This window comes from Zhongshania sp., from assembly GCF_041584495.1.
Lineage (GTDB): Bacteria > Pseudomonadota > Gammaproteobacteria > Pseudomonadales > Spongiibacteraceae > Spongiibacter.
Map to the genome: position 1 here is coordinate 1 of NZ_JBFHDY010000012.1, position 26616 is coordinate 26616.

Below are 26616 nucleotides of genomic sequence, written 5' to 3' on the forward strand. Positions count from 1 at the left end.
ATATAGTCCATTGGTCGAAGCGCTTGATGCGCTGGCGACAGGAACGGCAGTTTCAGGTGAAGTAAAAAAACAAGCAGATCAACTTAAATTGGCCTGTGGGCTTACTGGAACTGCATTGTCCGAATTTGCTGGAAAATGCAGTATCCAAAGTCTGAATGACACCTTGCGTGAATCTAAAGCCCAGCTTTCCAGCACCATTGTTGATTGGTTTGGCAATGGTAGTGATGCCATTGCACGGGCAAGTCTTGGTGACCTCAAGCAAATGATCCGCGATAAGGCCGGATTCGCAGGTACCGATAGAAACATTATCGAACATACGGACATCCTTGCTGCATTAGGGTTATCTGATAGCAGCGATCTCCTTCCGTGTCCCGAGGCCCTCGCTGATGTTGGTGATATCGTCGAGCGTGAACAGTTAGGCGAAGCTGTTTCCCTTGTTGCTAATCTCGACAAGCCACTTATGGTCCGCGCTGCTGGCGGTACCGGCAAAACAGTGTTCCTGGACAGCATTTGCAAATCACTTTCGAATGACCACGAAACGGTGTTCTTTGATTGTTTTGGAGGAGGGAACTACAGATCGCCTGGCGACGCACGCCACCATCCTCGCCGAGGTTTCATTCATATAGCCAATACCCTCGCTTGTCGCGGATTGTGTGATCCGATTATCCCAGGAAGCGACGACATTGATTCATTGATCAATACGTTTCGTCGAAGAATTGAGCAATCGGTCGCTACTCTCGCTTCAAGCAATAGCAAGAAAAGCCTCGTTCTTTTCATTGACGCTATAGATAATGCTGCAATTCACGCAAAGGACAAACGTGAGGATTCGTTTCCGGTACTGCTTGTCGAACATCTGAATGCAAACCCGGTACCCGGCTTTAAAGTTGTCTTGTCGTCGCGCACAGAGCGGATTCCCATATCCGACAATTCCTATGTAGATTTCGCTCTCCGTAATTTTAGTTTGGATGAAACCAAGTGCTATCTTCAGGCACGGATACCCGATGTCAGAGAATCGGAGATTCGTGTTGCACAGGCTCGATCTCAAGGAACTCCACGCATTCTCCAATATATGCTGGATACAGAGAGAGGGCTTCTGGATGAATCCGAAATCAATAAAAAGATTGTACTCAATGACCTGATTCAGGGACGTATCGACAGTGCGCTGGACGAAGCCAGACAGCGCGGCTCCAAAACGGAGGAGATTAACTCATTCTTGGCAGGTCTAGCTGTCCTACCTCCGCCGGTTCCCCTAAACGAATATGCTCAAGCACATGGTATGGCAATCAGTGCCATAGAGAGCTTTGCATCTGATTTGTCACCGTTATTGGAACGGACAAAGCATGGGTTGATTTTCAGGGACGAGCCGACAGAAGATCTGGTTCGGGAGAGATATGGTTGCCTTAAAACACCGCTTCGTTTTCTGGCGAAAAATCTCTTAAAAATGCAGGCTCAATCTGTCTATGCCGCCCGTTCGCTGCCAGATCTACTACTGTTACTAGGTGATGCTAGGAAACTGTTCACACTCGCGTTTGATCAGACATTCCCTAAAGAGGTAACCGGCTCGGTTGGCAAGCGTAATATCCGGCTCTCCCGTCTTAAGGCAGCGATTCGCCATGCGGCATTAGAAAAAAACTATGATCAGCTTGTAGAGCTTACCGTCGAGATGTCGACCGTTGCCGCTGTTGATCGCCGTGGCACCGATTATATATTGGATTTCCCCGATCTTGTCATTGCGGCTCAGGATACCGACGCAACCAGGCGGCTATTCGAAGCACGAACTGGTTGGCAGGGAACGCGGCATGCCCGGTTGGCAATCGCTAACACGCTTTCTGGTGACCATGATGAAGCGCTTCGACATATCCTGGCGACAGAAGACTGGGTGCGGCATTTCCATAAACAAGACAGAGATGATCGCCCCTATGGGGAGGGACCAAAGTCTATCGATAATGCATCTGTCACATTCTATTTGCTGGGCCAGAAGCGATTTGAAGATGCAGCGAATACGCTAGATCGGTGGTACGACTGGTATACCTATAAAATTTGCGAACACGTTTTCGGTTTTGTCTCTCACCCTCAGTCCAATATCGAATATTGCGATGTAAAAGGTTTTCTTAATGTACTTTCAAGCAAGGTCGGGGCTTTAACCGCCGCATTGGCGCATCTCGATTTAAAGCCACTTGAGCAAAAAGCACTTTTATCCAAGATATCCAAAGCGGCCAGCGATACAGATAAAATCGATGTGCCCGTTCACGGCTCGCGCGACACCGGAGAAATAATTAACGGCTTTCGCAAAGCAGCCTCGTTAGCCTTGGCTTTACAAGATCGGCGCTCTGCAAAAGCCATCGGTAAGTTGCTCCCTACAGATAGGGCTGGTCTTTGGTTATTTAGGGATCACTACTCAGAACAGTATGTATTCCCATTCATTTTCGGCGTAGCCTTGAACGCAGCTATCAAGGATATTGAAGTTCATGAAAAGGATCTGATGCCGAGTGAGCTTCGTGACGCCGCTTCCGGGATCAAAAATAGCTTGGCAGGTATAGACTTTCGCCAAGAGCTTGAAAAGCGGCTGGCCAAGCGAATACGTACTGGAACGCAAGATCAGGAAAAAGAGAAGAAGCCCGGATCGATTAGCTATGAGGATAATCAGCACGCAGAGCGCTTTCTAAATTATCGTTTTGAACCCCTGCTCGACTTGACGAGAAAACTGTCCATCGTCCTTCGTAAGCCGAAAGGAAGAGCGGACAAGGCATTCAAAGATCTTGTCAAGTCTTGGGTGGAGACCAGAAAGGAACGGGACTACTATCGCGCAGGCAGGTTAAGTCCTTTCTTCACGCTCCTGGGGTTGCAGCTGATACAATTTACTTTGTGGGCTAGGGATGATTTGAAAGCTGCCTCCGTAAAGACTTTCCTTAATCAACTGCACGACCTGGAAATTGTTTCTACATCCACATTGATAGAATTGGTCTCCATTTTCTCCAAGAGATCCCGGTTGCATGATTTTGCTGGTCAAGAAGCGATCCGGTGCGCTTCACTCATTGGGTCTGAAAACGAGATCGACTATAGAGCTTCACTTTATGCGAGACTCGGTCGGGCAATTCTACCAGCTAGTATGGAGGAATCTGCAGAGTACTTCCGTGCCGGTCTGGAGCAGATGGATGCCATTGGTTCAGGGGACTACCAGTATACTAACCATCTTTTTATTCTAGCTGCATCCGTCAAAGGTGCTGAGCTTAAAGAGGCTGATTTTCACACATTGTCGAATATCGCCGAACTTAACCTGACAGATGAACCTGAAAAATTTCCCTGGTATGCATTCGGACAAGGGATGTCGAGGGTCTCGGGCTGTAGAGGCCTTGCCAAACTCAGTCGATGGGACGATAGGGATAAGGTCACGCTTGATTGTACGTTAAGGCCCTATTTAACAGCACTCGTTGAGGATGACAAAGTCGCCCCCGAAGACGCGGTAGCACTTAACTGGCTTGCTGATCCAGCAGATTACTGGTCATGTAATACCGAGACTTTCGCGAAGGCCCTGGCCGGAAAAAATAGTGAGAATAAAAAACAATTAGTTACGGAGTTAGTTGAGCAATTCGAAGCGAACAATCCGGGCCTTTCTACTGAGTCAACTGTCAAGGCTCTCGCGGAGATTTCGAGAAGTGTCCTTGGAACTAGGTCCAAAATTGTTAGCCGCTTGAATTCTCTGTATCCACATTTTGGCCGGGTAATCAATACACGTAATGAACATGCTAACTATCGTTCCAGCGACGATTTAAAACTCAGGCGCGCCGCAGATAAGCGAGAAGCGAAGAGCCAAAGCGTACTTACTCGCGTTGCTAATTCTACACGACCGGGTGATTACGAATCGTTGAGTAGCGCGCTTGCAGCGCTAAGTGATAGCGAAAGTGCATACCGTGTAAAAGATGATTTTTTTGACAAGCTGCGTGTGAAAGTCGGATATGGAGAGCGGGCCGCTTATGTCCGAAATATTTCTGGAAGTGAACACCTCAATCTCTATTGGAAGCTCGATGAGCTTAAAAAGTGCAATGAATTGTGGTCGGTGTCGTCCGGTGCTCTCAAAAGTGTATATCGACAACTTGCGAATGCGTTGATATTTCAGCACCTTGACGACCTCATTAGCAACGACAGTCTATCAATCTATCACCTCGCAGATATTTCAGAACTTTCCGGGCTTCCCTTGGCCGAACTTGTGCTGGAGATAGTCAAGTTGTTCTCTGAACCCGAGTCGTCAGTCGGAGCGCCTGTTTGGCTTGATTTTGCGCACCTTATCTGCGAGCAAGCTGGCGAGGGGAAAGGGCAGGCTGCGCTTACAAGACTGCTCAGGAGCGACGCAGCAAAACTATCCGGGAGTGTGCTCGACGGTGAGTGGAAAAACGGGCTTTATCCAAAAAATAAACAGGCGCAAATCTTCGCGGGCCTAGTCTGGCGGCAATTGGGTTCGCCCCGCGCAAGTGACCGTTGGCGGGCTGCTCATTGTATTCGTTCCTTTGCGCGCTTCGGGAAATGGAGAGTTGTTGACGCACTTCTGGCGCAGCTAGAGAATCAGGATGCCGGTCCGTTCCATGCCCCAGAATTGAGGTTTTACTACCTTCATGCAAAGCTTTGGCTATTGATTGCGATAGCTCGGATTTCCAAGGATCATCCAGCGGAGGTTTCCAGGTATAAATCCAAGCTCGACCGGGTTCTAGACGATTCAGATGTAAGGCATGTCCTTATGCGGCATTTTGCGGCAAAGGCCTTAATCACGTGTATCGAAGCGAGAGAGATAACCGTTAGTACAAAGCGAGAGTCCGAACTCAGAAGTGTTGATCAGTCTCCCTATCCGCTGCTGGAAGAAAAGCTTAAGAAATATAACGGGGATTATCACGAGAACCGTCCAAAAGCGGCACCGAAACGCGCCTATGATTTTTCACTGGAATATGACTTCAATAAAGAAGACGTCCACTACCTAAGCAATGTTTTTGGGCAGCCACATTGGTTGGTTGTTGACCTGATCTCAGACATCGTCCACGACATGGATGATGATGCCAAAAGTATGTATGCGTCAGGTGGGCGTGATGGCGCACCACGTGCTAGACGTGGACTTAGCAGTGCCTATCATTCTTATGGTGAGCAGCTCGCCTGGCATGGAATGATGATTGCCGCTGGCCAATTGCAGAAAACCAAGCCAGCGACCCAGGATTGGTGGTGCGACGATCCATGGAATGATTGGCTTAGTCGGTATCTCTTAACGAGAGACGACGGGGTTTGGATCTCGGATATCCTCAACCGAGCTCCTCCGGAAGTGACTTCAATTCTAATGGAGAGAGGAAAAGACGGACTTGGACTAACAGGTGACAAAAGAAAAATTCTAGGACTAGCGGGACTTGATAACGGAATTGATAAATCCGTCGTCGTTGCTGGAAGTTGGTTTTCTGCCGATCACATTCGAGTTCAAATCAGCTCGGCTCTTGTTCGCCCGCGAGAAGCGAAAGCCGTTATCAAGAGTCTTCAATCGGACGATCCCATGTGTGTCTGGCTTCCCTCCTGCGCAGAAGACGATGATGGTAAAGGCTATATAAATAGTGAGAAGAGCAACTGCCTGCCATGGATCACGATGCCTGGACGTGAGCCGCGTCTCGATGGTGATGACCCAATCGCCAGTGCAGCCGTTTTGCACAAGCCTCGCATAGCGGTAGGCATCGCCGATAGTTTGAATCTTAAAAGTCGTGGCCCGTTCGGCTGCAGTTGTACCGCCAGAGGCAGATTAAAAGCAGAATCAGAAGCCTGGGCTTATTCAAAATCGAGAGAAGGTGGATCTGGCGATGGTCATCGGCTGGTTGTAAATAAGGCGCTTCTTGAAAAGCTTCTTGTACGTAATAATTCTGATTTAATATTACTGATTAACTTACAAAAACATGAAAGCGGATACCGATATGAAAGTGGTAAATATTGGCATACTGTGGCCGTAGTTCGTATTAAGAAATCTTTAAAGATCGAATATTTTAAGGGCGTTATTAACCATATCTGGAGTTCAAACTATTAAGTTCGAATAAAGATATATTTTCAATATAAGCGAGTTATTTACTTCCTCCAGAGGAAATGCTCTATGTTTTCAGCATTTAAATATTCTCAAGAGCGCGCATAATTTGCTCTTCAGGAGGTTCTTCGTAAATCAAGGTTGTTGATGGATTGACGTGACCTGCGATCTTCTGTGCGATCTTCACTGATTTTTTCTGCTTATGAATGACATTAGTTATAAGGGATCGTCGGCCGCTGTGCGAACTGGCCTTTTCGACGCCAGCCCAGTCCCTCAGTATCACCGCCATATGTTCCTGTAGAGTGTTTGGGGAATACGGCCCACCTTTTTGAGTAATAAAAAGAGGGGAGGAAGGCATTAGAGTTCCGGTCTTTTCAAGTCGTAAGCGCAAATATTCTGTCAGCGCTGCGCGAAGTGCGGCGCTTACCATAGGGAGATCTCTAAATTTTCCGCGATGCTTCCTGACTGGTGGATAAAAATCCTCTGGTTTCACCTCAGCACCAGCTTTGGCTAGGGCTTCGACTTGGCGAACGACCTGGTTGAAACTCTCTACATTGAAACTGACTGTTCTCCGCTGGTACTGGCTTTGGGACCGCCCCATAGCATCAGCACCTTTGGTGTAGGCTGCTGGCAGGCTCATGACTTCCAATAATTTGAAATCCGTACCCGACGCATTCAGTTTCGCGACTTCTTTGACTTGGAGTAGCGCGATTTCTTGGGCCCGCAGCCCAAGCTTGAAACTGATCTGCATGATGGCTGTGTTCTTTTCAATGTGCCGGTGGTGCTGAATCACATCGAATACGTGGTCTTGTTGCTCGGCGGTGAGGACGCGCGCCTGGCCAGATTTAGGCATGAAAAACCTCGAAGAGGGCTGTAACAATAATCCGTAATAATCATATTTTAACGGATTTTTGACTGAAGTGCGCCTATTTAGACAAAGTGCGGAGCATATTGATGATTCCACATTCAGGCATGGCTCCGGTATTTTCCAACGAGCTGCCGGTGAAATTCGTTACCTTGAGCTCGCTACTAACAATATCGTCGCACCGTTTCAGGCATTTTAGGTGAGATCGATGCGCCCGATAAATTCATTGAGCCGATAATTTGATCGACTATAAAAGCGATACTCTGAATTTGATACGCGCTTAATCATATCGGCAATCATTTCTCTGACCCTTAAAGCTACCTATCTGTTGAAGGTTAAGAGGTCATATGTAGGCCATTCCCGATATAAGAAGGTTTTTCACAACACTTACAAGCAAGCGGTTACCTGTTTGCTAACTTTGCGTGTAATTTGCCGACTTTACTTGGAAAGTTTGCTTACTTTGCTTGGATGACCAGCAAATCACTTAGCACTTGTTTGGTAGCGCATCTGTTGATTATAAATACTGATTTATAGTCAGAAGATGGCTCATGACGATTAGGCCCCATTTTGTATGTCATGGGCACTGTTTGGTGGTCGCGCTATATTCATCTTGTATTTCATGCTGAGCAACATTTTTTGTCGTGGGAATGCAGTAAATACAAAGGTCGTAGATGTGGTCTGAATTCCTTGCTGGACCCAGTGGGAATCTCTTAATATACTGAATTATATACAAATAAAGTCGATGTTTGAGTGTGGAAATCCTCCCGCTATGGTGTAGTGACCGATTGAGACGTTTTCTAACTCCTTATTTCAAGGCTTATTGAACTGCCTTCGACGCTGGTTGGCAAACAGGATTCTAGTTCAGGAATGTTCATTAGAACTAAATGTGACTTAGTCCTAGGTTTTTCTTCGCGGGAGTTGAGTTAGGGCTTTCAGTTATGCGGGTAATTAAATCTAATAATTGCTATATAAAACAAACTATTAGGTTGTTTTTCGTGCCGTAATCAAGGCTTGTGTACGGTTATAGTAATGCGGGGATATCCTTCCCGAGCGAGGATAAATGCACTAATTGTGTAGGATTTTGCACGGGAGGTCAGTTCTCGTTGCTCTTTTATCGAGATACTACGCTCACTTACGGTTTTGCGATGGTTCGATTTTGATTGTCGTATTAGAAAATAATGAAGCATTTGCGAGGGATTTAAAATGGCGGTAGTTCTCGAGGCAGATTATCTGATAGTTGGTGCTGGCGGGATGGGGATGGCGTTTGCAGATGAGATACTTTCTCACAGTGAAGCTTCTATTATCATTATCGATAAGAATTTTAGTCCAGGCGGGCATTGGAACTATGCTTATCCATTTGTGCGACTTCATCAAACATCTACATGTTATGGCGTAAATTCTACGGAATTGGGTGGTGATCAGCGCGATGAGTTTGGTTTGAATAAGGGCTGCTATGAGCTAGCAAGTGGTCGTGAAGTTGTCGCCTACTTTGATAATGTGATGCGTCGCCGCTTTCTTGCGTCTGGTCGTGTCAAATATATACCAATGTGCGAATACGATAAGGAATCTGGTACAGCAAAGAATCTTGTTAGCGGCGAAATATACGAGTTTCGTACTAAAAAAATTGTTGATTCAACTTACTTGAATGTCACTGTGCCTTCGCAGCGGCCACCGACATTTGACTTGTCGGAAAGCGTAAAAGCAGTTGCAGTAAATGAGCTGCCGAGGGTCGCGCCGCATTATGATAATTTTGTTATTGTGGGGTCGGGGAAAACGGGAATGGACGCGGTATTATTCCTGCTAAGTAATGGTATTGATCCTGATCGGATTACATGGGTCATGCCTGCTGATGCATGGATGTTTGATCGATTCACGGTGGATCCTGGTCGGAAGTTTAGCGATCCAGTAACCCAGTATGCTATTGGTATATTGCAATGCGCACTTGAAGCCGAAAATTATCGTGATTTTTACGACCGCCTAGCTGGTCGCGAATTAATTATGCAGTTAGATTCCTCAGTTAAGCCTACTCGCTGGCGTTGTGCAACCTTCACGCCGCTGGAGCTAGAACAACTTCGCAGAGTGAAAAACATTATACGCATGGGTTATTTGGAGGCGGTAACTGCCACTGAAATGAAACTCACTAAAGGCTCGTGTGCTGTTCCCGCTAACGCGGTTTTTATTGATTGTGCCGCCGATGGATTACCTAAGGTTCCTGAGGTTAAGGTATTTGATGGCAATACAATTACGCTGCAAACCGTCCGTATGTGTCAGCAGGTTTACAGTGCTGGGTTCATCGGTAATGTGGAGTGCAATGTCGATGCTGACGAAGCTCGCAAGAATGAGCTGTGCCATCCAGTTCCGCTGCCATATCTGGAAATTGATTACTTACGCTGCGCGCTTCAAAATAGCAAAAATATGTCGGTTTGGTTAAGCGAGCCGGCGGTAGTAAAATGGATTAATGAGTCGCGTACGGATCTATTCAGTCCGCTTCTCGATTTTGATGATCCAGAGATAGCTGCAAATATTCAGGCTATGGGTGAATTGATTCAAAAAGCAATTCCAAAGATGGAATCGCTCTTAAGTGAGGGGCGGTCTAGCAACTAGTATTTCAGCTGTTCCACCCTGTTGTCTCTTTTATAGCGCCCCTTGTGGGCGTTTTTTATGCTTGGGAAAATAGTTGTGCCTAGATAATAAAAAATAGTTTGTTTAATATTTTTATCGATATAATTCGACGTTAGAAATTCGCGTTATTAATGCTCATGCCGTGGAAACTCTTTTACTGACCGCCATATCCCTAGTAATGTAAGTACGATCATAACGTGTATACCGATCATGGGGAGGTATCCCGAAATATAAATAATGTCATTTGCGATGCCAGACTTGAATGGTCCCCCACCAAAAGCTAAGCCTCTCGTACCAAATAAAGCATTAAAACAAGCCTGAATAGTGAATAGCCATGCCGCTGTGAGGGCTCCCCAGAAAAGCCATTTAAATTGCGTATCGCTAATGCTGATGAATCTTCCTGCAGCGCCGAGACCAATTAGCATCAAGCCTTGCGTTATCGCTTCCATGTGGGCCATTCGCCACGCCCGGCCATCATCTGGGATGCTCACTGGTATGTCGATAGGGAGGGGCCATAAAACGATGCGATCTAGTAAGGCAAAAAACCATACCCAGCCAATTAAGAGGCTTAAGGCAATTAAGCTGAATCCATTTAGGAATAATAGTGCGCGAGTTCGGTCGGTCATGATGTCTCCCGTCGAGGCTTACTTTAGATTTTTTGCATGTTTTTTACGCGAATTCTTTTTTCCTGGCGTGTGACTTGGTGGTTAATCGAATACCCTCGGGCTTACTTATGCGCTCGGGTCTGCAAGTAGCTAATGTATCAAGGCTGCGTTGCGCAAGGTTTTGATATTCAAGTGTGCCGTTGCATTTCCAGCTTAATTCTTCCGGATTTAAGTCCCGTCGAATCTTTGCGGGCGAACCAAAAATAAGCTTATTTGGCGGTGATACAAAAGAGTCCGGTACCAGGCTATTGGCGCCGATGATACAGTTTGCGCCGATGTATGAGTTGTCTAGCACGGTGCTATGTATTCCTACTAGACAATTTTCTTCTAGCGTGCAGCCGTGAATTACACTGCTGTGACCGATATGGCTGTTGCGTCCCAGTTTTGTTTGTTTGCCGGGAAAGCTGTGTACCACGCAGCAGTCCTGGATGTTTGAGCCTTCTTCTACATAAATTTGACCAAAGTCTCCTCTTAATACCGCATTAGGACCGATATAACATTTCCCTAAAATAACCACGTCGCCAATTATTACAGCTGTTGGGTGCACATACGAGTTTAGATCAAGGAAGGGAGTGACACCATCTATTGCATAAAAAGTCATATCGTAAAATCCCAAATGGAGAGGCAATATTAATGATACATATTTTATTAGGCGTGGTATATCAGTGTATTGCTACGCACCTCTTGTAAGTAAATTTTTCTGCTGTGGGTTTTGGTGACATTTCATCTCGTAGGTCCGAGTGCATAGAATTCCTTGAAGCCTCTCTCGGTGTTGCCGGAATTAGTTTGCACACTTAAGCAGGCCCTCTGCACCAACTGCGATGTTTGGCTCGACCTTTTGATGCATATTGCCCTATATCAGGAGGAAGAAGAATATGTCTAATTTAAAATCATTCACAAAATCTGGGCTAGAATCAATCGAAATGGCGAGCAAAGATGAGCTGCAATTGCTACAACTCTCGCGTCTTAAGAAAACGCTCGAGCATGCATATAATAATATTCCCTTCTATAAAGAAAGTTTTGAAAAGGCTGGGGTTTGTCCTGATGACTTAAAGTCACTGTCTGATTTGTCAAAATTTCCATTTTTAGTGAAGCAAGATTTGCGAGACAACTACCCGTTTGGGCTTTTTGCTGTTCCGCGTGAAGAGGTAGTCCGAGTTCATGCATCAAGTGGTACAACGGGCAAGCCAACGGTTGTTGGCTATACCCAAAACGATATAGATACATGGGCTGATCTTGTCGCTCGTAGTATTTATGCCGCAGGCGGACGAGCTGGCGATATCATTCATATAGCCTATGGGTATGGATTGTTTACAGGAGGCCTGGGTGCTCATTATGGTGCGGAGCGTCTGGGGTGTACTGTTATACCTATGTCTGGTGGCCAAACCGAAAAGCAAGTGCAGCTTATCCAGGATTTCCGTCCTAAGATTATCATGGTAACGCCGTCATACATGTTGAATTTAATAGAAGAATTCGAGCGGCAGGGTATAGATCCGCGTGAAACAAGTTTGAAAATTGGTATTTTCGGTGCGGAACCGTGGACGAATGCCATGCGCAAAGAGATTGAGGAGCGAGCAGGAATAGACGCTGTTGACATCTACGGACTTTCTGAGGTGATGGGGCCTGGTGTGGCAAGTGAGTGCGTAGAATCAAAGGATGGTCCGGTGATCTGGGAGGACCACTTTTATCCAGAGATAATAGATCCCGTCACCGGTGAAGTTCTTCCTGATGGACAAGAGGGTGAGTTGGTCTTTACTTCGCTGACGAAAGAGGCGCTACCAGTAATTCGATACAGAACTCGCGATCTAACCCAGCTGCTGCCACCTACATCCCGTGGAATGCGTAGGATGGGAAAGATCACTGGTAGGTCGGATGACATGCTAATTATTCGCGGAGTAAATGTATTCCCTACTCAGATTGAAGAATTATTGCTAAAGCTGCCTGAGCTAGCGCCAATCTACTTGATCACTGTATCTAAGAGCGGGAATTTGGATTCAGTTGCTGTTGCTGTAGAGCTAGATAATAGCGCTCTCAATATTAGTTCTGATCGTAAGCTTGAAATTGTTAAGAAATTGCAGCATCTCGTTAAAATTCATGTGGGGATAACGATTCATGTCGAATTGCAATCGCCAGGCTCTATGGAGCGATCAGTAGGTAAAGCGAAGCGCGTGATTGATCTTCGTTAATATGAGTGTCTACATTTGTGGTGCAGTACGAACACCATTCAGTATGCCCGGCGGCTTCTTGTCTGCTTTCGACGTGGAGGCGTTGGCGGCACTGCCATTATTCGATCTGATAAATCGAAACAGGCTGGTGGACTGGGAGGCTGTTAGTCATATCACGCTGGGTTGCGAAAACAGTCGCGGGGAGGCCGAGAATAATATAGCTCGTACCGCAGCACTGCGAGCTGGATTTTCAAAGACGATTCGCGGCGAGGTGCAAAGTCGCAGGTCCAGATCCGGCTTGTTTGCCGTTGTAAGCGCAGCCAAATCTATCGCTTCGGGTGAGCTAAACCTCATTGTTACTGGTGGCGTCGAGAGCGTCGGGCAGCTGCATATACCTAAGTCGATTTTTCAGAGCGCGCGAGGTAATAACTTATTAGTACGTGCTAATAAGGTAGCCAATGAGCATAGCTCAAATGCATGGGTCTCTGGTGTTGCAAGGCTGGAATATTTGGCCAGTCACTTTTCCATTTCACGTGACGATCAGGATCAGTTTAGCTTTAGAAGCCAGGCGCGTTGGCATGCGGCAGCGGATAAGGGCTTTTTTGAGCGTGAAGCGATGGTGGTGAGGGTTGTCGACGGGCAAGGTAATAACCTGATTTTTCGAAATGACGAGGCGAGGTATGTGGCTGATGGGATTGCAGAATTTCGTAGCGTTAATGAAATTCATGGCGTCGACGGAACAATAACGCTTGGCAATAGCTCGCCAATAAGCGATGGCGCTTGTGCGATGCTGCTAGCGTCTGAATCGGCTGCTACTCGATACGGATTAGTTCCGCGAGTTAGAATTGTCGCTCATGCCTTTATTGAATCGCAATCGATAGATTATTTGCTTGGGTCATCCGCTGCCGTGCATAAGGTTTTGAAAATAGCCGGATTGAAACTGTCGCAAATAGATTTTATTGAGATAAGTGAGGCGTCGGCAGTCAATGCGATTGCAGTTTTACGTGAACTAAAAATCCCTGTAGATGCAGATTATGTTAACACAAATGGTGGCTCGCTAGCCGTTGGTGACCCCGCGGGCGCTACTGGCGCAAGGTTGGTAATCACGGCAATTAATCAACTGGAAAGCAGCGGTGGACGATTCGCGGTTTGCGCAATATGTGACGAACATGGGCAGGGCGTAGCTATTCTAATCGAAAGAATAGAATAAATATAATGAATAACTATTTTGGGAGTTCTCTATGATAAAAGTCAGTCTTATGTATCCGTATAGCCCGGATGGTAAATTTGATCATGAATATTACAAAAATAGGCATCTGCCACTTATACAGGAGAAGATGGGAAGAAGTTGTCTTAAATATACAATTGATCGTGGAGTATGTGGTGACGCTCCGAATACTAATCCACTTTATATAGCATGTTGCCACATTTATAGCGATTCTATCGAAAGCTTTTATGCCGGCTTTGGTCCGCACCGTCGCGAAATTATTGCTGACGTAATTCATTACACTAATATTAGCCCTCAAATGCAGATCAGTGATGTGGTGTGAATAAATTATAAGAAAGTGCACGACGGGCGATGTGATGTGCACGTTCAGCTTAGTATGAAATACACGATTGCGGTGATATTAAAATCGCTTTTTCCCATGCAGATTATGGGGAGTTAATTGAGGGGAACGACCGATGACGACTCAAAACCTAATAAATTCAGAACCACTTGTGCTGAATCACTACATAAACGGACTGGAATTGGCCGCGTCTGATAATGGGCGGCAGTCGCTTATTAGTCCGGTAGATGAATATGAATTTGCTACGTTTGCTTTAGGAACGCAAGATGATTTAGACCTTGCTGTAAGTGCGGCTCGTCAACAGTTTGATGGTGGCGAGTGGAGTCAACTGAGCGGTGGCGAGCGTGGTCAGTTACTCAATAAGCTGGCTGATCTTGTCGAGCGAGACGCCGCCATAATCGCGAATATGGACGCGCGCTGTATAGGCAGGGTTGGAATCGAGCCGACGATATTAGATCTTCCAAATGCGATACAGACATTACGAACCTCCGGTGGTTGGGCAGATAAAATTGAAGGGCGTACCATTCCAACGCCCGGCTATATGGGTCGACCTACCCTGTCCTATACTTTGCAGCAGCCGGTGGGTGTGGTTGGCGCAATTGTGCCGTGGAATACGCCTTTTATGATCACCTGTTGGAAGCTTGGCCCTTTGCTTGCGGCAGGTTGTACCGTTGTTGTTAAGCCTTCGGAGGAAACACCGCTATCTGCCCTGCATTTGGCGAAGCTCTGTAAAGAAGCCGGCTTTCCTGACGGAGTGGTTAATGTCGTGACTGGTTCGGGCTTGGTGATTGGTCGGGGGCTCGCGGAGCATCCGGGTGTAGATAAGATTACGTTCACTGGCAGCCCAGCTGTAGGCCAAGATATACAGCGCGTAGCCGCTAAGCAATTTAAGCGAGTATCGCTAGAGCTCGGTGGTAAGAGTCCCCAGATTATTTTTAATGATGCAGATATTGATGCCGCCGTTGGTGGTTGCGCGATGGGGGTATTCTTTAACCAGGGGCAAATCTGCGCTGCAGGGTCTCGTGTGTTAGTACAGCAAGATATTGCTGAAGAATTCGCGGGGCGATTGGCCGAAGTCGCGAAAGGTATTGCCGTCGGAGATCCGGCATCCGGCGTTGTGCAAATGGGGCCGCTTGCTAAAAAAGGTCAGTTTGACAGAGTGAATAGTTATATTCGTTCGGGTGTTCAAGAGGGCGCGCAGCTCCTGGCGGGCGGCGAAAGCGAGTACCAGAAGGGGTGGTTTGTAAAGCCGACAGTATTTTCTCAGGCTACAAACAAAATGACGATTGCTCGGGAGGAAATATTTGGTCCAGTGGCAACAGTAATTCCCTTTGCTGACGAAGCTGAAGCGCTATCTATTGCAAATGACTCGCAGTACGGGCTTGCTGCTACTATTTGGACTCGCGACGTTATGCGGGCACACCGTTTAGCCCGAGGGCTAAAGGTGGGCGCCATCGGTGTAAATTGTTGGGCGCCAATTGATGCACGGCTGCCTTGGGGTGGCGTAAAATCGAGTGGCATTGGTCGCGAGTGCGGCTTGTCAGGTGTCTTGGCTTATACGGAAGAAAAAGTGGTTACTATCCTTACCGACTAATATTCTCCCAGTGCTCCTTTTGTAAGCCGATATGCAAGCCGATTTGGGCGAGCGTCAATACATGGGGTAGAAGCAGTGATCGCAGGTCTTGCCTAATGATGTTGGTAAGTATCTGCGAGGCTGCCTCAAGTGCCTGCCACATTTGGCGCGCGATATCAGGTTTCCCCTCCCTCTCTCTTCTGAATCCCTAATTACGCCTAGTAGTGTTGATTATAATGGGGCGAATTTAATTGATCTTCGTAGTAAAGCAAATGAGTGGTGCAGATAACTAGGTCAATGTTAAGGTTTATAATTGAAGTGATTTGCGGCGCAGTAAGTCGCAAAAAATCAAGTGTTATATTATAATAATTAACTAAATCAAATGGTTATATCGTATTTTGCTAGTGTCATCGCGCCTTGAATAACCAAAGAAAGTAGCCTAAAAGTTCACTTTTTTGTGAAGCTGTTCCAGAATGCGTTGTGGCACATCTTATTTGATACAAAAAAAAGTGGTAAGTTTTAAAAATGACATGTAAAGTGAGCGGTAAGTGGTTGATGCTCGTTTGCCGCAACTGGCCTCTATAGTCTCGCGGTAGGATCGAGGGTTCTTGTTAGAGGCATATATTCGAGTAGTTGATGATAATATGGGCGGAGTGGCTTGGAGGTGTTTGGGCTATTTTTGTCTTGTCGTATAAGAGCGAAGCCTATATTTTGTTCGGCAGTGTTTGCTTGTGGAGCAAAATGAATTTAGCGTCATTGCCGCGACGGTTGAAACATGAGCAACTCCACAGGCTTTAGTTAATTGGAGTTTTAAATACTAATAATGTACGGCTGTATTAACTTAATTATAAAAACCAATATTTTCTAGAGGAAATAAATATGTTGTCTAGTTTGCAATACAAAATGTCAGGTCATGGTGTCCTAATGATTTTTAGTACCTTGCTATTTGGTGTCTTCTATTGGATGAACTTGGTAGGTGGGTTTGAGATTATTCCAGGATATATAATCTATTTTGATGTGCCTGGAACTGCAGACGGTTGGAAGCGCGCGCATACCGGCCCGGCACTAAATGGGATGATGGTCATTGCAGTGGCGTTTGTGTTGCCGACCTTAAATTTCTCCGAAAAGATGGCGCGAATACTGGGAAATATAATTATCTTAGATGGTTGGGGCAATGTTGGGTTTTACTTCTTTGGTAACTTTACTCCCAACCGCGGATTAAGTTTTGGCGACAATAAATTTGGTAGTGGCGATATATTTAGTGCATTAGCATTAGGGCCGGCCTACTTGTTTGGTGTATTGGCGATGGGTGCGCTGCTTATTATCGGTATCCGCGCACTGAAAGTTGCGAAAAGCAAATAGTTAAATTACAAAATTTATTAAATTAGTGAATTCGGTATCAGCTTGCGCTAAATAAATATAAAAGAGTGGCTAATAATGAATGGAATAAAAAGCGTAAATAGAGAGTCAGATGTAATGTCCAGGCTGGGTTGGTGTCCGTCAAATACCAAGCAGCTTGGGAATTTTCGTGAGTGGCAGGATTTTGTTCACGATAATTTTCCCTGGTTAGAACATAAAGACTATAGTGGTGGTGGATTTGAGGCTGAGGTCAGTACGCATCGTTTTGGCGGCGGCGATGCCAACACGATTGACCTTAGTACTATTAGTGCATCTGACGGAGAGGTGGTGCGCACTCGACATTTGGCTGAAGTGGCGGACGCGGGTTTTATTAAAATAATATGGCAGCTTAACGGAAAAATTCACCTAGAGCAGAATAATAACAATTGCCTTATTTTACCAGGTCAGGCAGCCGTATGTGATACAGCTCGCCCTTACCGAATTGCTATGGCAGAGAGCTCGCGATTTGCTGTGTTAACGCTACCTCATCAAGCGTGCCCTGGCTGGGATCATATTGGCAGTGCTATATGTGGGACTCGGCTGCTTAAGGGGGCGTCGATTAGTGCTGCGCTTGGCTCCTTGATGGCGCTTAGCGTCGCTATTCGGGAGGACGAGTCGTCTGAAGATATGGTCACTGTAATTCAGGCCATACAGGCCATGACGACAAAGGCACTTCACCGCTCTGCGGCAACGCAAGGTATGTCGAAATTTGATAACCCTCGACTTTATAAAGTGCAGCGTCACATCTTAAACAATATTGCAAACCCTGAATTTGCAACTGACGATTTGGCTGCTGAAATGTGCATGTCGCGCAGGTCCTTATATATGTTGTTTGAGGAAAGTAATACTACGCCTGCAAGGTTAATACGTGATACTCGCTTAGAGCTGGCCATGCATATGCTTGCTGATAATGCTCAGCGGCATCGTAAAATAACGGATATCGTATTTGATATTGGATTTAATGATTATGCGACATTTAGTCGAATTTTTAAAATTCAGTATGGCCAAACACCGAGTGAGTTTCGGGCCGTTTCGCTGGCAATAACTCAAGAAGGGCATCACTAACTATTTATCACAATAGCACCCCTCCCTCGTTAATCGAAATTCTACCCCTCTAAGTGATAGTGTTTATGCCCAGCAAATGCTGGGTATTTTTTTATATGTTATTTAATTAAATGGCTTTTTCGATGAATATTATTTTCGCCATGATATTCATGCATTAAAACGCACACCTGATCATTAAGTCTGCACGCAGAGAGATGCTCCTGGTCTTAATAATGTGGATTCTATACATCTAATATTGTTGTGATCGAGGTGTGATTTTATGGCCAACATTAATCGGCGTTACGTATTAAAAGAGCGCCCTAGATTTCAGGTCCCTACCGCAAAATGCTTTCGTCTAGAAGAAGAGGCGGCACCAGAGCCGGGTGAGGGCGAGTTTCGAATTCGCACTACTTGGTTGGGTATGGATCCAAATTTATTTTCAAAGGTTAAAAAAGTTTCAGATCAAGCTAGGCCAATTCCGATTGGGGCGGTGATGTACGGGGCGACGGTCGGGCGGGTCGATATCTCTAACCATCCCGATTTTAGCGTTGGTGACCTAGTTCATGGTTTGTGGGGCTGGCAAGACTACTTTATTAGTAATGGTGCCGGCATATTTAGCGTTGATAACGATATATCCAGGCCTTCATATTGTCTCGGTGCGCTAGGAGCGACTGGGTTCGGGGCGTATTTGGTGGTTAACGATGTCCTTGCAGTGAAAAATGGTGACACCGTTTTTTGTAGTGCAGCAACTGGTGCACTTGGGCAAATGGTAGGCCAAATAAGCCACTTAAAAGGTGGTGCTACCTATGGCTCAGCGGGCACAGATGAGAAGTGTCGCTTAGCGGTTTCGAAGCTTGGATATACAGATTGTTTTAATTATAAAAGCGAAAATTTTGAGCGCATGCTAAGTGATCGCATCGATGGCGGTATCGACGCCATGGTGGTATCCGCGGGGGGGCAAACATTCGACGCAACATTTCCCTTGATGGCGCCAGGTGGCAGGATCGCCGTTTGTGGTCTTATGGCGCTGTATTCCATGACGCAGTTACCTGTTACACCAGATCGGTCATTTATGATCTTGAATGAGATTTTACTTAAGCGGCTGACCGTCAAGGGTTCAATGGTATTGGATATGTTAAATACCGATCGGCACGTAGAGTTTAAGCGGGAGATGAAGTCATGGATTGCGCAGGGTGTAGTTCGGCCAGTCGAGTTTATTACTGAAGGATTAGAAAATGCACCGGACGCGTTAAGAGCAGTTTTTGATGGAGAAAACATCGGTAAATCTGTTGTGCATGTAAGTGACTGATAGCCGACATCTGCATGCCGGTATTTATTACGTTTATCTTATTGTTTTGGCTGTGCACATAGCGTCACTCAAAATGCACTTTGCAACAAGCATGTAAATTTTAAACTGAGAGAATAAGGTCCTTGTAATGAAAAAAGGGACTGTGATTTCTTAATGTAAAGATTGCCAAATAGGCGGATGCAGTCCGCTTTTCATTTAAGCCAGTAAAAGAATATAAAGATATGGAAAATTTACGATTTAAAATAGCTAGCTGGATATTGGCGCACCGTGCACATGTAGCATGTGTGTTCCTTGTAATTACGGTCGTCTTTGCTGTCGGCGTTCCGCGCGTAGATATCAGAACTATTTTTGCAGATTTGCTGCCGTCAGATGATCCGTTTGTTCAAACATTTAAAGATCACCCAAATTTCGGGAATCCGCTAACCATTACCGTTATGGTAAAACGTTCGGATGGCGGAAATATTTATAATGAAGATACCTTGAAGAAAGTGTGGGATCTTACTCGGGATATCGATCTCATTGAGGGGGTGGACCATGACAGGATTGTTTCAATAACCACAGAAAAGGCGAATTACGCAGAAGCGACGCCAATGGGAGTTGAAATGCAGCCCTTAATGGGCGATCGAATTCCGCAGGGCGAAGCGGAGCTTAAGGATTTACAGCGGAAAGTGGAGCGCTCGCCAATGGCGAGAACTTATCTGGTTTCATCTGATGAAACATCGACGTTAATTCGAGCTGGTTTCCATGAGCATTTGTTGGATTATGGTCTTGTTTTTGAGGAAATCCAAAAGCTAGCTAAAGGCGCGGAGGATGGTAGTCATACTATTCGTGTCGTCGGTCAGCCGGTGTTAACCGGATGGGTTTATCTTCTTCAGGAGCAAACCTATGCCATATTTGCCGTGACAGTGAGTTTGCTTGTTGTTGCACTTGCATTCTATATGCGCAATTTTGCCGGTGTGATAACGCCTGTAGTCTGCAGTACAGTCGCTGCAATATGGGGCTTTGGATTGGTTGGTTGGTTAAAGTCCCCGATCGAACCCCTTTTGATGGTTGTTCCGCTATTGTTGGTAGCTCGCTCCTTTTCACACTGCGTTCAATATACCGAGCGTTACTATGAGATCTTTAGCGAGCTTAAAGATCGCAAATTGGCCTCTGAAGCGACGCTGGCGGTGATGATGGCGCCAAGTGTGTTTGGCATAATCACTGATATGGTCGCTATTATGTGTATCGGTGTAGCGCCTATTCCAGCGATGCAGCGATTTGCCTTGTTTTGCGGCTTCTGGGCATTTTTCCTAATTCCTACCGGTGTGATGCTAATCGCTGTAATGCTGTCTTACTTACCTACGCCTAAAAATATCGACGATATTATTGGTGGTGATCGTGAGAAGGGTATTCATGGCCTGCAGAAGCGAGTGCTTGAAGGCGTGGCCTCGTTAATTACCGGAAAGCGAATTCCAAAAGTAACCGCTACTATCGTTTGCATTATCTCTATCGTGGTCATCATTCTTTCTAGGCAGGTGGAAATAGGGAACCCGACTGAAGGTAGTAATCTACTTTGGGATGACTCCGAATTTAATGTTGGTGTTCGAGATGTGAATGACCATTTTCCCGGCGTTAATTCCTTAGAAATTATTCTTGAGGCCAAAGATCCCGATAATGTTCAAAAAAGAGCTGCGCGCTCAGAGGAGGCTTATGGGTTAACAAAAGAAATACTACGCGTTGCCTTAAGTCAGGAATACCCAGCTAAAGCCGCGCGATCCTTCACTGATTTTATGGAAGAAGGCTCTCGATTGTATTCGGGAGGACACCCGGCGTGGCTGTCCCTTGATCCAACAGATAGGTCGGTGAATGCGGCTGGTGTTGCCGTCGCCTTTGGCCAGAATCCGCTAAATTTCGCTGACGTTACTGACTTTCAATTTCAGCATAGCGCAATATCCTTGTTCTATAGAGATAACAAGCAAGAAACTATTGATCGGGCGCTTGTTGCGGCGCATGCAGCCTTAGATGCTGTTGGTGAAGATCATGAAGGAATTACCGTACGACTAGCATCGGGCACCATTGCCTTGCAGCATGCAATGAACTCCGTGGTGAAACGCTATGAGTGGATCTTGCTGGGGCTTGCATGTTTGGCGATATTTTTTATTGCTAGTTATATGTATAAATCCTTTGTCGCATCCTTGGTATTGCTGGTTCCAGTGGTTCTAGCAAACTTCTATCTAACGGCCACAATGTCGATGCTTGGTATTGGTCTTGACATTAATTCGGTGATGGTGGCTGTTCTCGGTGTTGGTGTTGGTATCGATTATGGCATTTACCTAATGTCACGAATTTGTGAGGAGTACCATGCTCAGGGCGAGGATTGGGATCGCGCTATCACGGAGGCTCTAACCACCACTGGCAAGGCGATCATGTTCACCGCGTCAATTATGTTGATCGGTATTATGCCGTGGTATTTCCTTTCTGATCTTAAATTTATGGCGGACATGGGCTTGCTGTTGTCAGCAATTATGTTGATCAACATGGTGCTTGCCTTGTTGGTACTACCATTGATTGTGTCAGTACTTAAACCAAAATTTGTTACTCGAACCGACCTGATGGTTGGGGAGGGTATCGACTTGGCATGGTTCAGTGAAGCGCAGTTGACTACTAAACCGAATTAATACTCGAAAAAATTAATAATCCAGGCAAAAACCGTAATGTCGCAAACGGTTAGATATTGCGGCTTGTAAATAATAATTCACCGGAGGGTGTTATGCATATTCGCAAATACGATCTAAATTTTGGCCGTCGTGAGCTCCTAAAAGGAATAGCCTGCGGAGCTGGAACCGGTCTACTGATGCCAATTGAAAAGGTTATGGCTAAGGATATCCCGCTTACTAGCGCGTATCCCGATGAGCTGTATAGCATCGAAGATCAAACTAAAGGGCAAATTAGCGTAGGGGATTATATAACGAAGGCCAATGTAGAGCATGCCAAGCATATTCTGGATCCTTCAATATATGACCAGATAAAAAACGCAGGACGTCGTATCAAGATTAAGGCGCCTACCACGGATTTACGCCAGTTGTTCAATCATGCCTATTACGAGGCGATGCAGCGCAATATTGCCGAAGGTCGAACCGCAACGTTTAATGCTGAAGGCAATGTTGTTGACTCCAGCGGCAATCCCTGGGGTGGTGGCGTCCCCTTTATAAGCCCAAAGACAGGTGTTGAGGTATGGGCGAATATGGCGATGAGCTGGGGCCGTGCCGACGCCAACACCTATGCGATTAAACAGTGGGATTTTGGTGCCGATGGCAAGCTGGAGTACCAATACGATTTCCAGTGGGTTGAACTGCAAATGCAGGCCAGAACAGATAGAAAGGTTTTTCGAGGTTATGACAAAGAGCTTCGGAGGCAAACAGTTTACTTTACCAACTCTGCCGACGTTCGCGGCACATCGTTTTTAAGTAATTGGTCAGTTGATCAGCGTCAGATCCCCGATTTGTATGGTTATCTGCCTGAGTTCCGTCGAGTGCGGCAGTTCCCTGCTAACCAGCGCTTCGAGCCGCTTATTCCTGGCGCAACTTGGTTCCTTACCGATCCATGGGCTGCTGGCGACCCGTTCCTTACTTGGGGCAATCATAAAATTGTCGAACGCAAGCCAATGCTAATTGCATGTAGCGGTAACTTCTCCGGTACGGATGACAATTGGCAGCCAAAAGAGCAAGAAGGGAATCCTATTTTCTGGGAATCTGAGTACGAAATGGCGCCAGACATTATCGTGACTGAATGTGAACCTGTTGGTTTCCCGCGTTCACCAGTGAGTAAGAAGCGCGTTTACGTAGATGCTCGTAACAGTGTGCCTTGCGGCTGTGTTCGCTATGACCGTCAAGGCAAACTCTGGGCAAACTTCGAAATGGCTTTTGGTCAGTTTGTTGGCGGCGGTAAAGACGGCAAACGCGTTGTAATGAGCGCGGACGGTAAGACGCCTGCATGGTCTTGGACTTACGTCATGATTTACGACCATCAAAACAAACGTATGTCGCGTACCCATCACGCTAAGAAAGGTGTGGGTACTGAATCTCTCTTCCAGATAGATGAAGATTGGTTGTTCGAAACTTACTGCACTCAGCAGGCCTTGCAGTCTCTTGGACGTGCTTGATTAGTTAATTAGGTGCATGCGCGGTGTTGTAGTGTCGCGCATTGCTCACCTAATGAAGGAAGGAGGTTTCGAATGAAGTTACGTTTATCAACTTGTATTTTAGTGCTATTGGCGCGGGCATTTATCGAGCCTGTATTGGCCTCTGAATTAGATGAAAGTCTAAATGCTGTTGTTAGTCAGGCAACGCCGACAGATCGATTGTTTAGTGTGGATTTTAATAAAGACTCCGGTGTCGCTGTTGGTGAAGCTGGCTTGATTATGAGAACTAGTGATGCCGGTAAAACATGGACGAAGGAGGCGTCGCCTACAACGCTTGGTCTAATTAGCGTTGCGCACAGCGGTGATAGAGAGATCGCAGTAGGACAAATGGGCGTAGCTATTATTCGGTTCGGATCGTCTGAATGGAAGCTAGCAGATACGGGCTCCGATATGAGGCTGCTAAATGTTGATATCAATAGTCGCGGTTTAGCTGTAGCAACTGGGGCATTCGGTACGCTTCTACGTTCCAAAGACGGCGGTGAAAGCTGGGAGTCGATTGCGCCTGATTGGGCAAAGTTATATGACTCTGGTGCGGGCGATGCCGCGGTTATTCGGGACGAGCCTACTAATTATATTGTAAAGGTCTTGGAAGATAACAGAATCATTGTTGGTGGCGAATATGGTCAGCTAAACGTCTCTGATGATGGCGGTGACAGTTGGTCGGTGCTGTATAGGCATCCGGAAGTAGATGGCGATATTGCCGCCACTTTTTTTGATTTAAAGCTATCGGGCAATACCGGCTATGCGGTTGGTCAAGCCGGATTGGTGATTCGTACCGATGACGCAGGGCTAACGTGGCGGCCATTGTCCACGCCGACCAAAGGCAGCTTTTTTGCCGTAACAAATATCGATTCTGAAAAGGTTTTTGCAGTCGGTCAGCGCGTAGCGATGAAGAGTAGTAATGGCGGAGCGAGCTGGACGATTTTTGAACCTATAGACCTCAGCCTTAATTGGTACTCCGGTTTAGCGCATGCTGAATCTAGTGAAGGGGGCGTTGTGGCGGTTGGGCACAGCGCGCGTATTTTGTCTCTTACACCTTTTTAATAGCAAAGTTTCTCTGTGGCGTATCCGCAATAAGAATCTAGAGTGAGGGGAAATCATGAAAACATATAAAAAACGCAGTCAAATCGCTTGCTATGTACTTTCCGTGGCGAGTGGCCTCAGTATGCAAACGGCATTAGCAGACGGCATTATTGAAACATTGATAGATAAGACTACTTTTTTGGGTCAAATTCGCGTCGACGCGGCTTATAACACCTCGGGAAGTGAGAACCCCTATAACCAAAGCGGCGTTCCATTCCAAGATGTAGAAGTATCGCGACAAGCATACCTGCCACCGGATTTGGGCGGCGGAAACTGGGGAGATGTTCCAATTCCGGCTGTTGGCCTACTTGGTTTGAATGTTGTTAATACGGCAGATACTATACGCCGAAGTGATCGAATCCCTGAAGATAATTACGACTTTACCCAGAATATAGTGCGATTTAACGGTGAAATGAATATTAGTTTTACCCGAAACTTCCGTCTTAACGCTAAGGTCCGAGCCTTGTTTGACCCAGAAATAAATCCGGGTTTCAATGCGTTGGATGTAATGAATGATCAAGGTGGAATCGCGGGTGGCGGCGGTGATCGCTATGCTGATACTGGTCAAATGAATTACTACCAAGCGAAAGACCGTAATGGAAAAAACATTAGTCCATTTGAAATAGCTGGTCGAGATTACATGGTCGATCTGCCGACTTTTATATTAAATTATAAAACTGGTAAATTTGATTTTAGATTTGGTAATCAACAAATTGCGTGGGGACAGGCAGTTTTTTTCCGTACCTTAGATGTTGCAAATGGTTTAGACCTGCGTCGTCATTTGATTCTTGATCGAGCCATTGAAGAATACGAGGATGAGCGTACACCGAAACTAGCGTTTAGAGCGACAATGCAAGCTACCAGTAATATGGTCGCAGACGCATTTGTTGGTAAATTTCAGCCAGATGTATTGCCAAACCCTAATAGCCAGTACAACGTAGTTCCTGCGCAGTTCTATAAACCACTCGATAATTACTACGTTGGTGAATACGACAAAGAGCTGGATTTTGGTATTAGATTCAAAGCTGATTACGGCAACTTTGGCTGGCAAGCGATGGCGGTTAGCCGCTACAACCCATTGGGTGTTTTTCGGTGGGCTGAAAGTGGTATAAACAAGGGGCTTACGCCTCATGGTGGTAACCTAGGAGCGTTGGTGGAGGGGGCTTACACTTCAAAGCCTAAGTGTAGTGCTACTCAAAATCCTTACGATAATTTTTGTAGATTATACGATAGTGTAGGAGAGGCTCTATCTCATACTCCGTTCACGGTTGGGCCTGGCGGCGTATACAGCGATAAAGAATGGTTTTCTAGTGCCGCGGGTGTTCGCCTTGACGGGATAGATGTCTTGAATAGAGCCATTGCCGATTTTCCCGCCTTACGTGACGTGTTCGCATCGCCAGTGGCAAATGAAACTGAAGCCGCAGCTCTTTTGAACACATTCTTCCTTGGGGCTGGCGGTAGTATTCGAGGGAATGTACAGCGTGATTACTATCGTGAAAATGTGTTTGGATTAGGTGCGAGTTTTGTAAATGAAACCGATGATAACGAATCATTTTGGAATCAGGTAATTGTGAATGTTGAAGTTCAGTACACGCCTGAACGAGTGTTTACAACACCAGATCTTGCTCAGAATGGCTTAAAAACTGATGAATACATTTTTACAGCGGTTGCTGAAAAGTGGCATCGCTGGAGTGAAAATTTTCCGTCGGCGTATCTTGTCGCACAGTATATGCACCGCAGTGAAAGTGATTTGGTCGGCCTGCACTTAAGTGGTTATGGCGGTAATGTTGGGAATACGGATTATAAGCGGTCTGACGGTATTTCCGGTGCTGATTACCTTGTGTTTGCCGGTTTTCAACCTTGGCCAAATAAAAAGTATGTTGCTGAGTGGGCAATTCTCTATGACATTCGGGGCGGTATTCTGGTTCAACCACTTATAAAGTGGAATCCCGGTAGTGGCGTTAGCGTCGATCTTTTCTACAATTACGTAAAATCGAATCTACGTGGTGACTCGGGTGATACCTTGATGCGGGCGTTCGATCACGTTCAAGAAGTTGGTTTAAGGGTTTCATACCAGCTGTAAAAGTGTTTTCCAGAGGGACTG

16 protein-coding genes are annotated in these 26616 nt (G+C 46.1%); 13 read left to right on the forward strand and 3 right to left on the reverse strand.

The features are described 5' to 3' along the window. The first annotated feature begins 10 nt into the window (after window positions 1-10). On the forward strand, window positions 11-6043 hold the full coding sequence (locus ABYP33_RS03800; protein WP_373088589.1) for a hypothetical protein: 6033 nt from the start codon (window positions 11-13) through the stop codon (window positions 6041-6043). A gap of 76 nt (window positions 6044-6119) precedes the next feature. Here the strand turns inward: ABYP33_RS03800 and ABYP33_RS03805 are convergent, their stop codons facing one another. After that, complete coding sequence (locus ABYP33_RS03805; protein ID WP_008248128.1) at window positions 6120-6890, reverse strand: site-specific integrase; 771 nt, start codon at window positions 6888-6890, stop codon at window positions 6120-6122. Between the two features lie 1215 nt (window positions 6891-8105). Between ABYP33_RS03805 and ABYP33_RS03810 the strand changes: the two genes are divergently transcribed. Further along, window positions 8106-9506 carry a hypothetical protein gene (locus ABYP33_RS03810; protein ID WP_008248126.1) on the forward strand — a complete coding sequence of 467 codons (1401 nt, stop codon included), beginning with the start codon at window positions 8106-8108 and terminating at the stop codon, window positions 9504-9506. Window positions 9507-9652: 146 nt separating this feature from the next. On the opposite strand, the gene ABYP33_RS03815 is transcribed toward ABYP33_RS03810, so the two are convergent. Next, window positions 9653-10150, reverse strand: a complete 498-nt coding sequence (locus tag ABYP33_RS03815) for a hypothetical protein (protein ID WP_008248120.1) — start codon at window positions 10148-10150, stop codon at window positions 9653-9655. A gap of 43 nt (window positions 10151-10193) precedes the next feature. Further along, window positions 10194-10790 carry a gamma carbonic anhydrase family protein gene (locus ABYP33_RS03820; protein ID WP_008248118.1) on the reverse strand — a complete coding sequence of 199 codons (597 nt, stop codon included), beginning with the start codon at window positions 10788-10790 and terminating at the stop codon, window positions 10194-10196. 274 nt (window positions 10791-11064) lie between these two features. Here ABYP33_RS03820 and paaK point away from each other — a divergent pair, with 274 nt between their 5' ends. From paaK to ABYP33_RS03875, 11 genes are all read left to right on the forward strand, one after another. After that, the gene (gene paaK, locus ABYP33_RS03825) at window positions 11065-12375 is read left to right on the forward strand and encodes a phenylacetate--CoA ligase PaaK (protein ID WP_373088593.1); all 1311 of its coding nucleotides are present in this window, start codon (window positions 11065-11067) and stop codon (window positions 12373-12375) included. A gap of 1 nt (window position 12376) precedes the next feature. Next, on the forward strand, window positions 12377-13564 hold the full coding sequence (locus ABYP33_RS03830) for an acetyl-CoA C-acyltransferase (protein ID WP_040802976.1): 1188 nt from the start codon (window positions 12377-12379) through the stop codon (window positions 13562-13564). A 31-nt stretch (window positions 13565-13595) separates the two neighbouring features. Next, window positions 13596-13904: an EthD family reductase gene (locus tag ABYP33_RS03835; protein ID WP_373088596.1), complete on the forward strand. Its 309-nt coding sequence runs from the start codon at window positions 13596-13598 to the stop codon at window positions 13902-13904. Between the two features lie 133 nt (window positions 13905-14037). Further along, window positions 14038-15516, forward strand: coding sequence for an aldehyde dehydrogenase (locus ABYP33_RS03840; RefSeq protein ID WP_008248105.1), 1479 nt, complete (start codon window positions 14038-14040; stop codon window positions 15514-15516). A gap of 858 nt (window positions 15517-16374) precedes the next feature. Then, a complete protein-coding gene (gene styC, locus ABYP33_RS03845; protein WP_008248104.1) occupies window positions 16375-16857 on the forward strand; it encodes a styrene-oxide isomerase StyC in 483 nt (160 codons plus the stop codon). Window positions 16858-16932: 75 nt separating this feature from the next. Further along, on the forward strand, window positions 16933-17958 hold the full coding sequence (locus tag ABYP33_RS03850; protein ID WP_008248103.1) for a helix-turn-helix domain-containing protein: 1026 nt from the start codon (window positions 16933-16935) through the stop codon (window positions 17956-17958). A 259-nt stretch (window positions 17959-18217) separates the two neighbouring features. Then, window positions 18218-19246: an NADP-dependent oxidoreductase gene (locus ABYP33_RS03855; RefSeq protein ID WP_008248102.1), complete on the forward strand. Its 1029-nt coding sequence runs from the start codon at window positions 18218-18220 to the stop codon at window positions 19244-19246. Window positions 19247-19467: 221 nt separating this feature from the next. Continuing rightward, on the forward strand, window positions 19468-21906 hold the full coding sequence (locus tag ABYP33_RS03860; protein ID WP_008248100.1) for an RND family transporter: 2439 nt from the start codon (window positions 19468-19470) through the stop codon (window positions 21904-21906). 92 nt (window positions 21907-21998) lie between these two features. After that, window positions 21999-23390, forward strand: a complete 1392-nt coding sequence (locus tag ABYP33_RS03865) for a DUF1329 domain-containing protein (RefSeq protein ID WP_008248075.1) — start codon at window positions 21999-22001, stop codon at window positions 23388-23390. A gap of 72 nt (window positions 23391-23462) precedes the next feature. Then, complete coding sequence (locus ABYP33_RS03870) at window positions 23463-24473, forward strand: YCF48-related protein (RefSeq protein WP_008248073.1); 1011 nt, start codon at window positions 23463-23465, stop codon at window positions 24471-24473. Between the two features lie 55 nt (window positions 24474-24528). Beyond that, window positions 24529-26595: a DUF1302 family protein gene (locus ABYP33_RS03875; protein WP_008248071.1), complete on the forward strand. Its 2067-nt coding sequence runs from the start codon at window positions 24529-24531 to the stop codon at window positions 26593-26595. The last annotated feature ends 21 nt before the right edge of the window (window positions 26596-26616 follow it).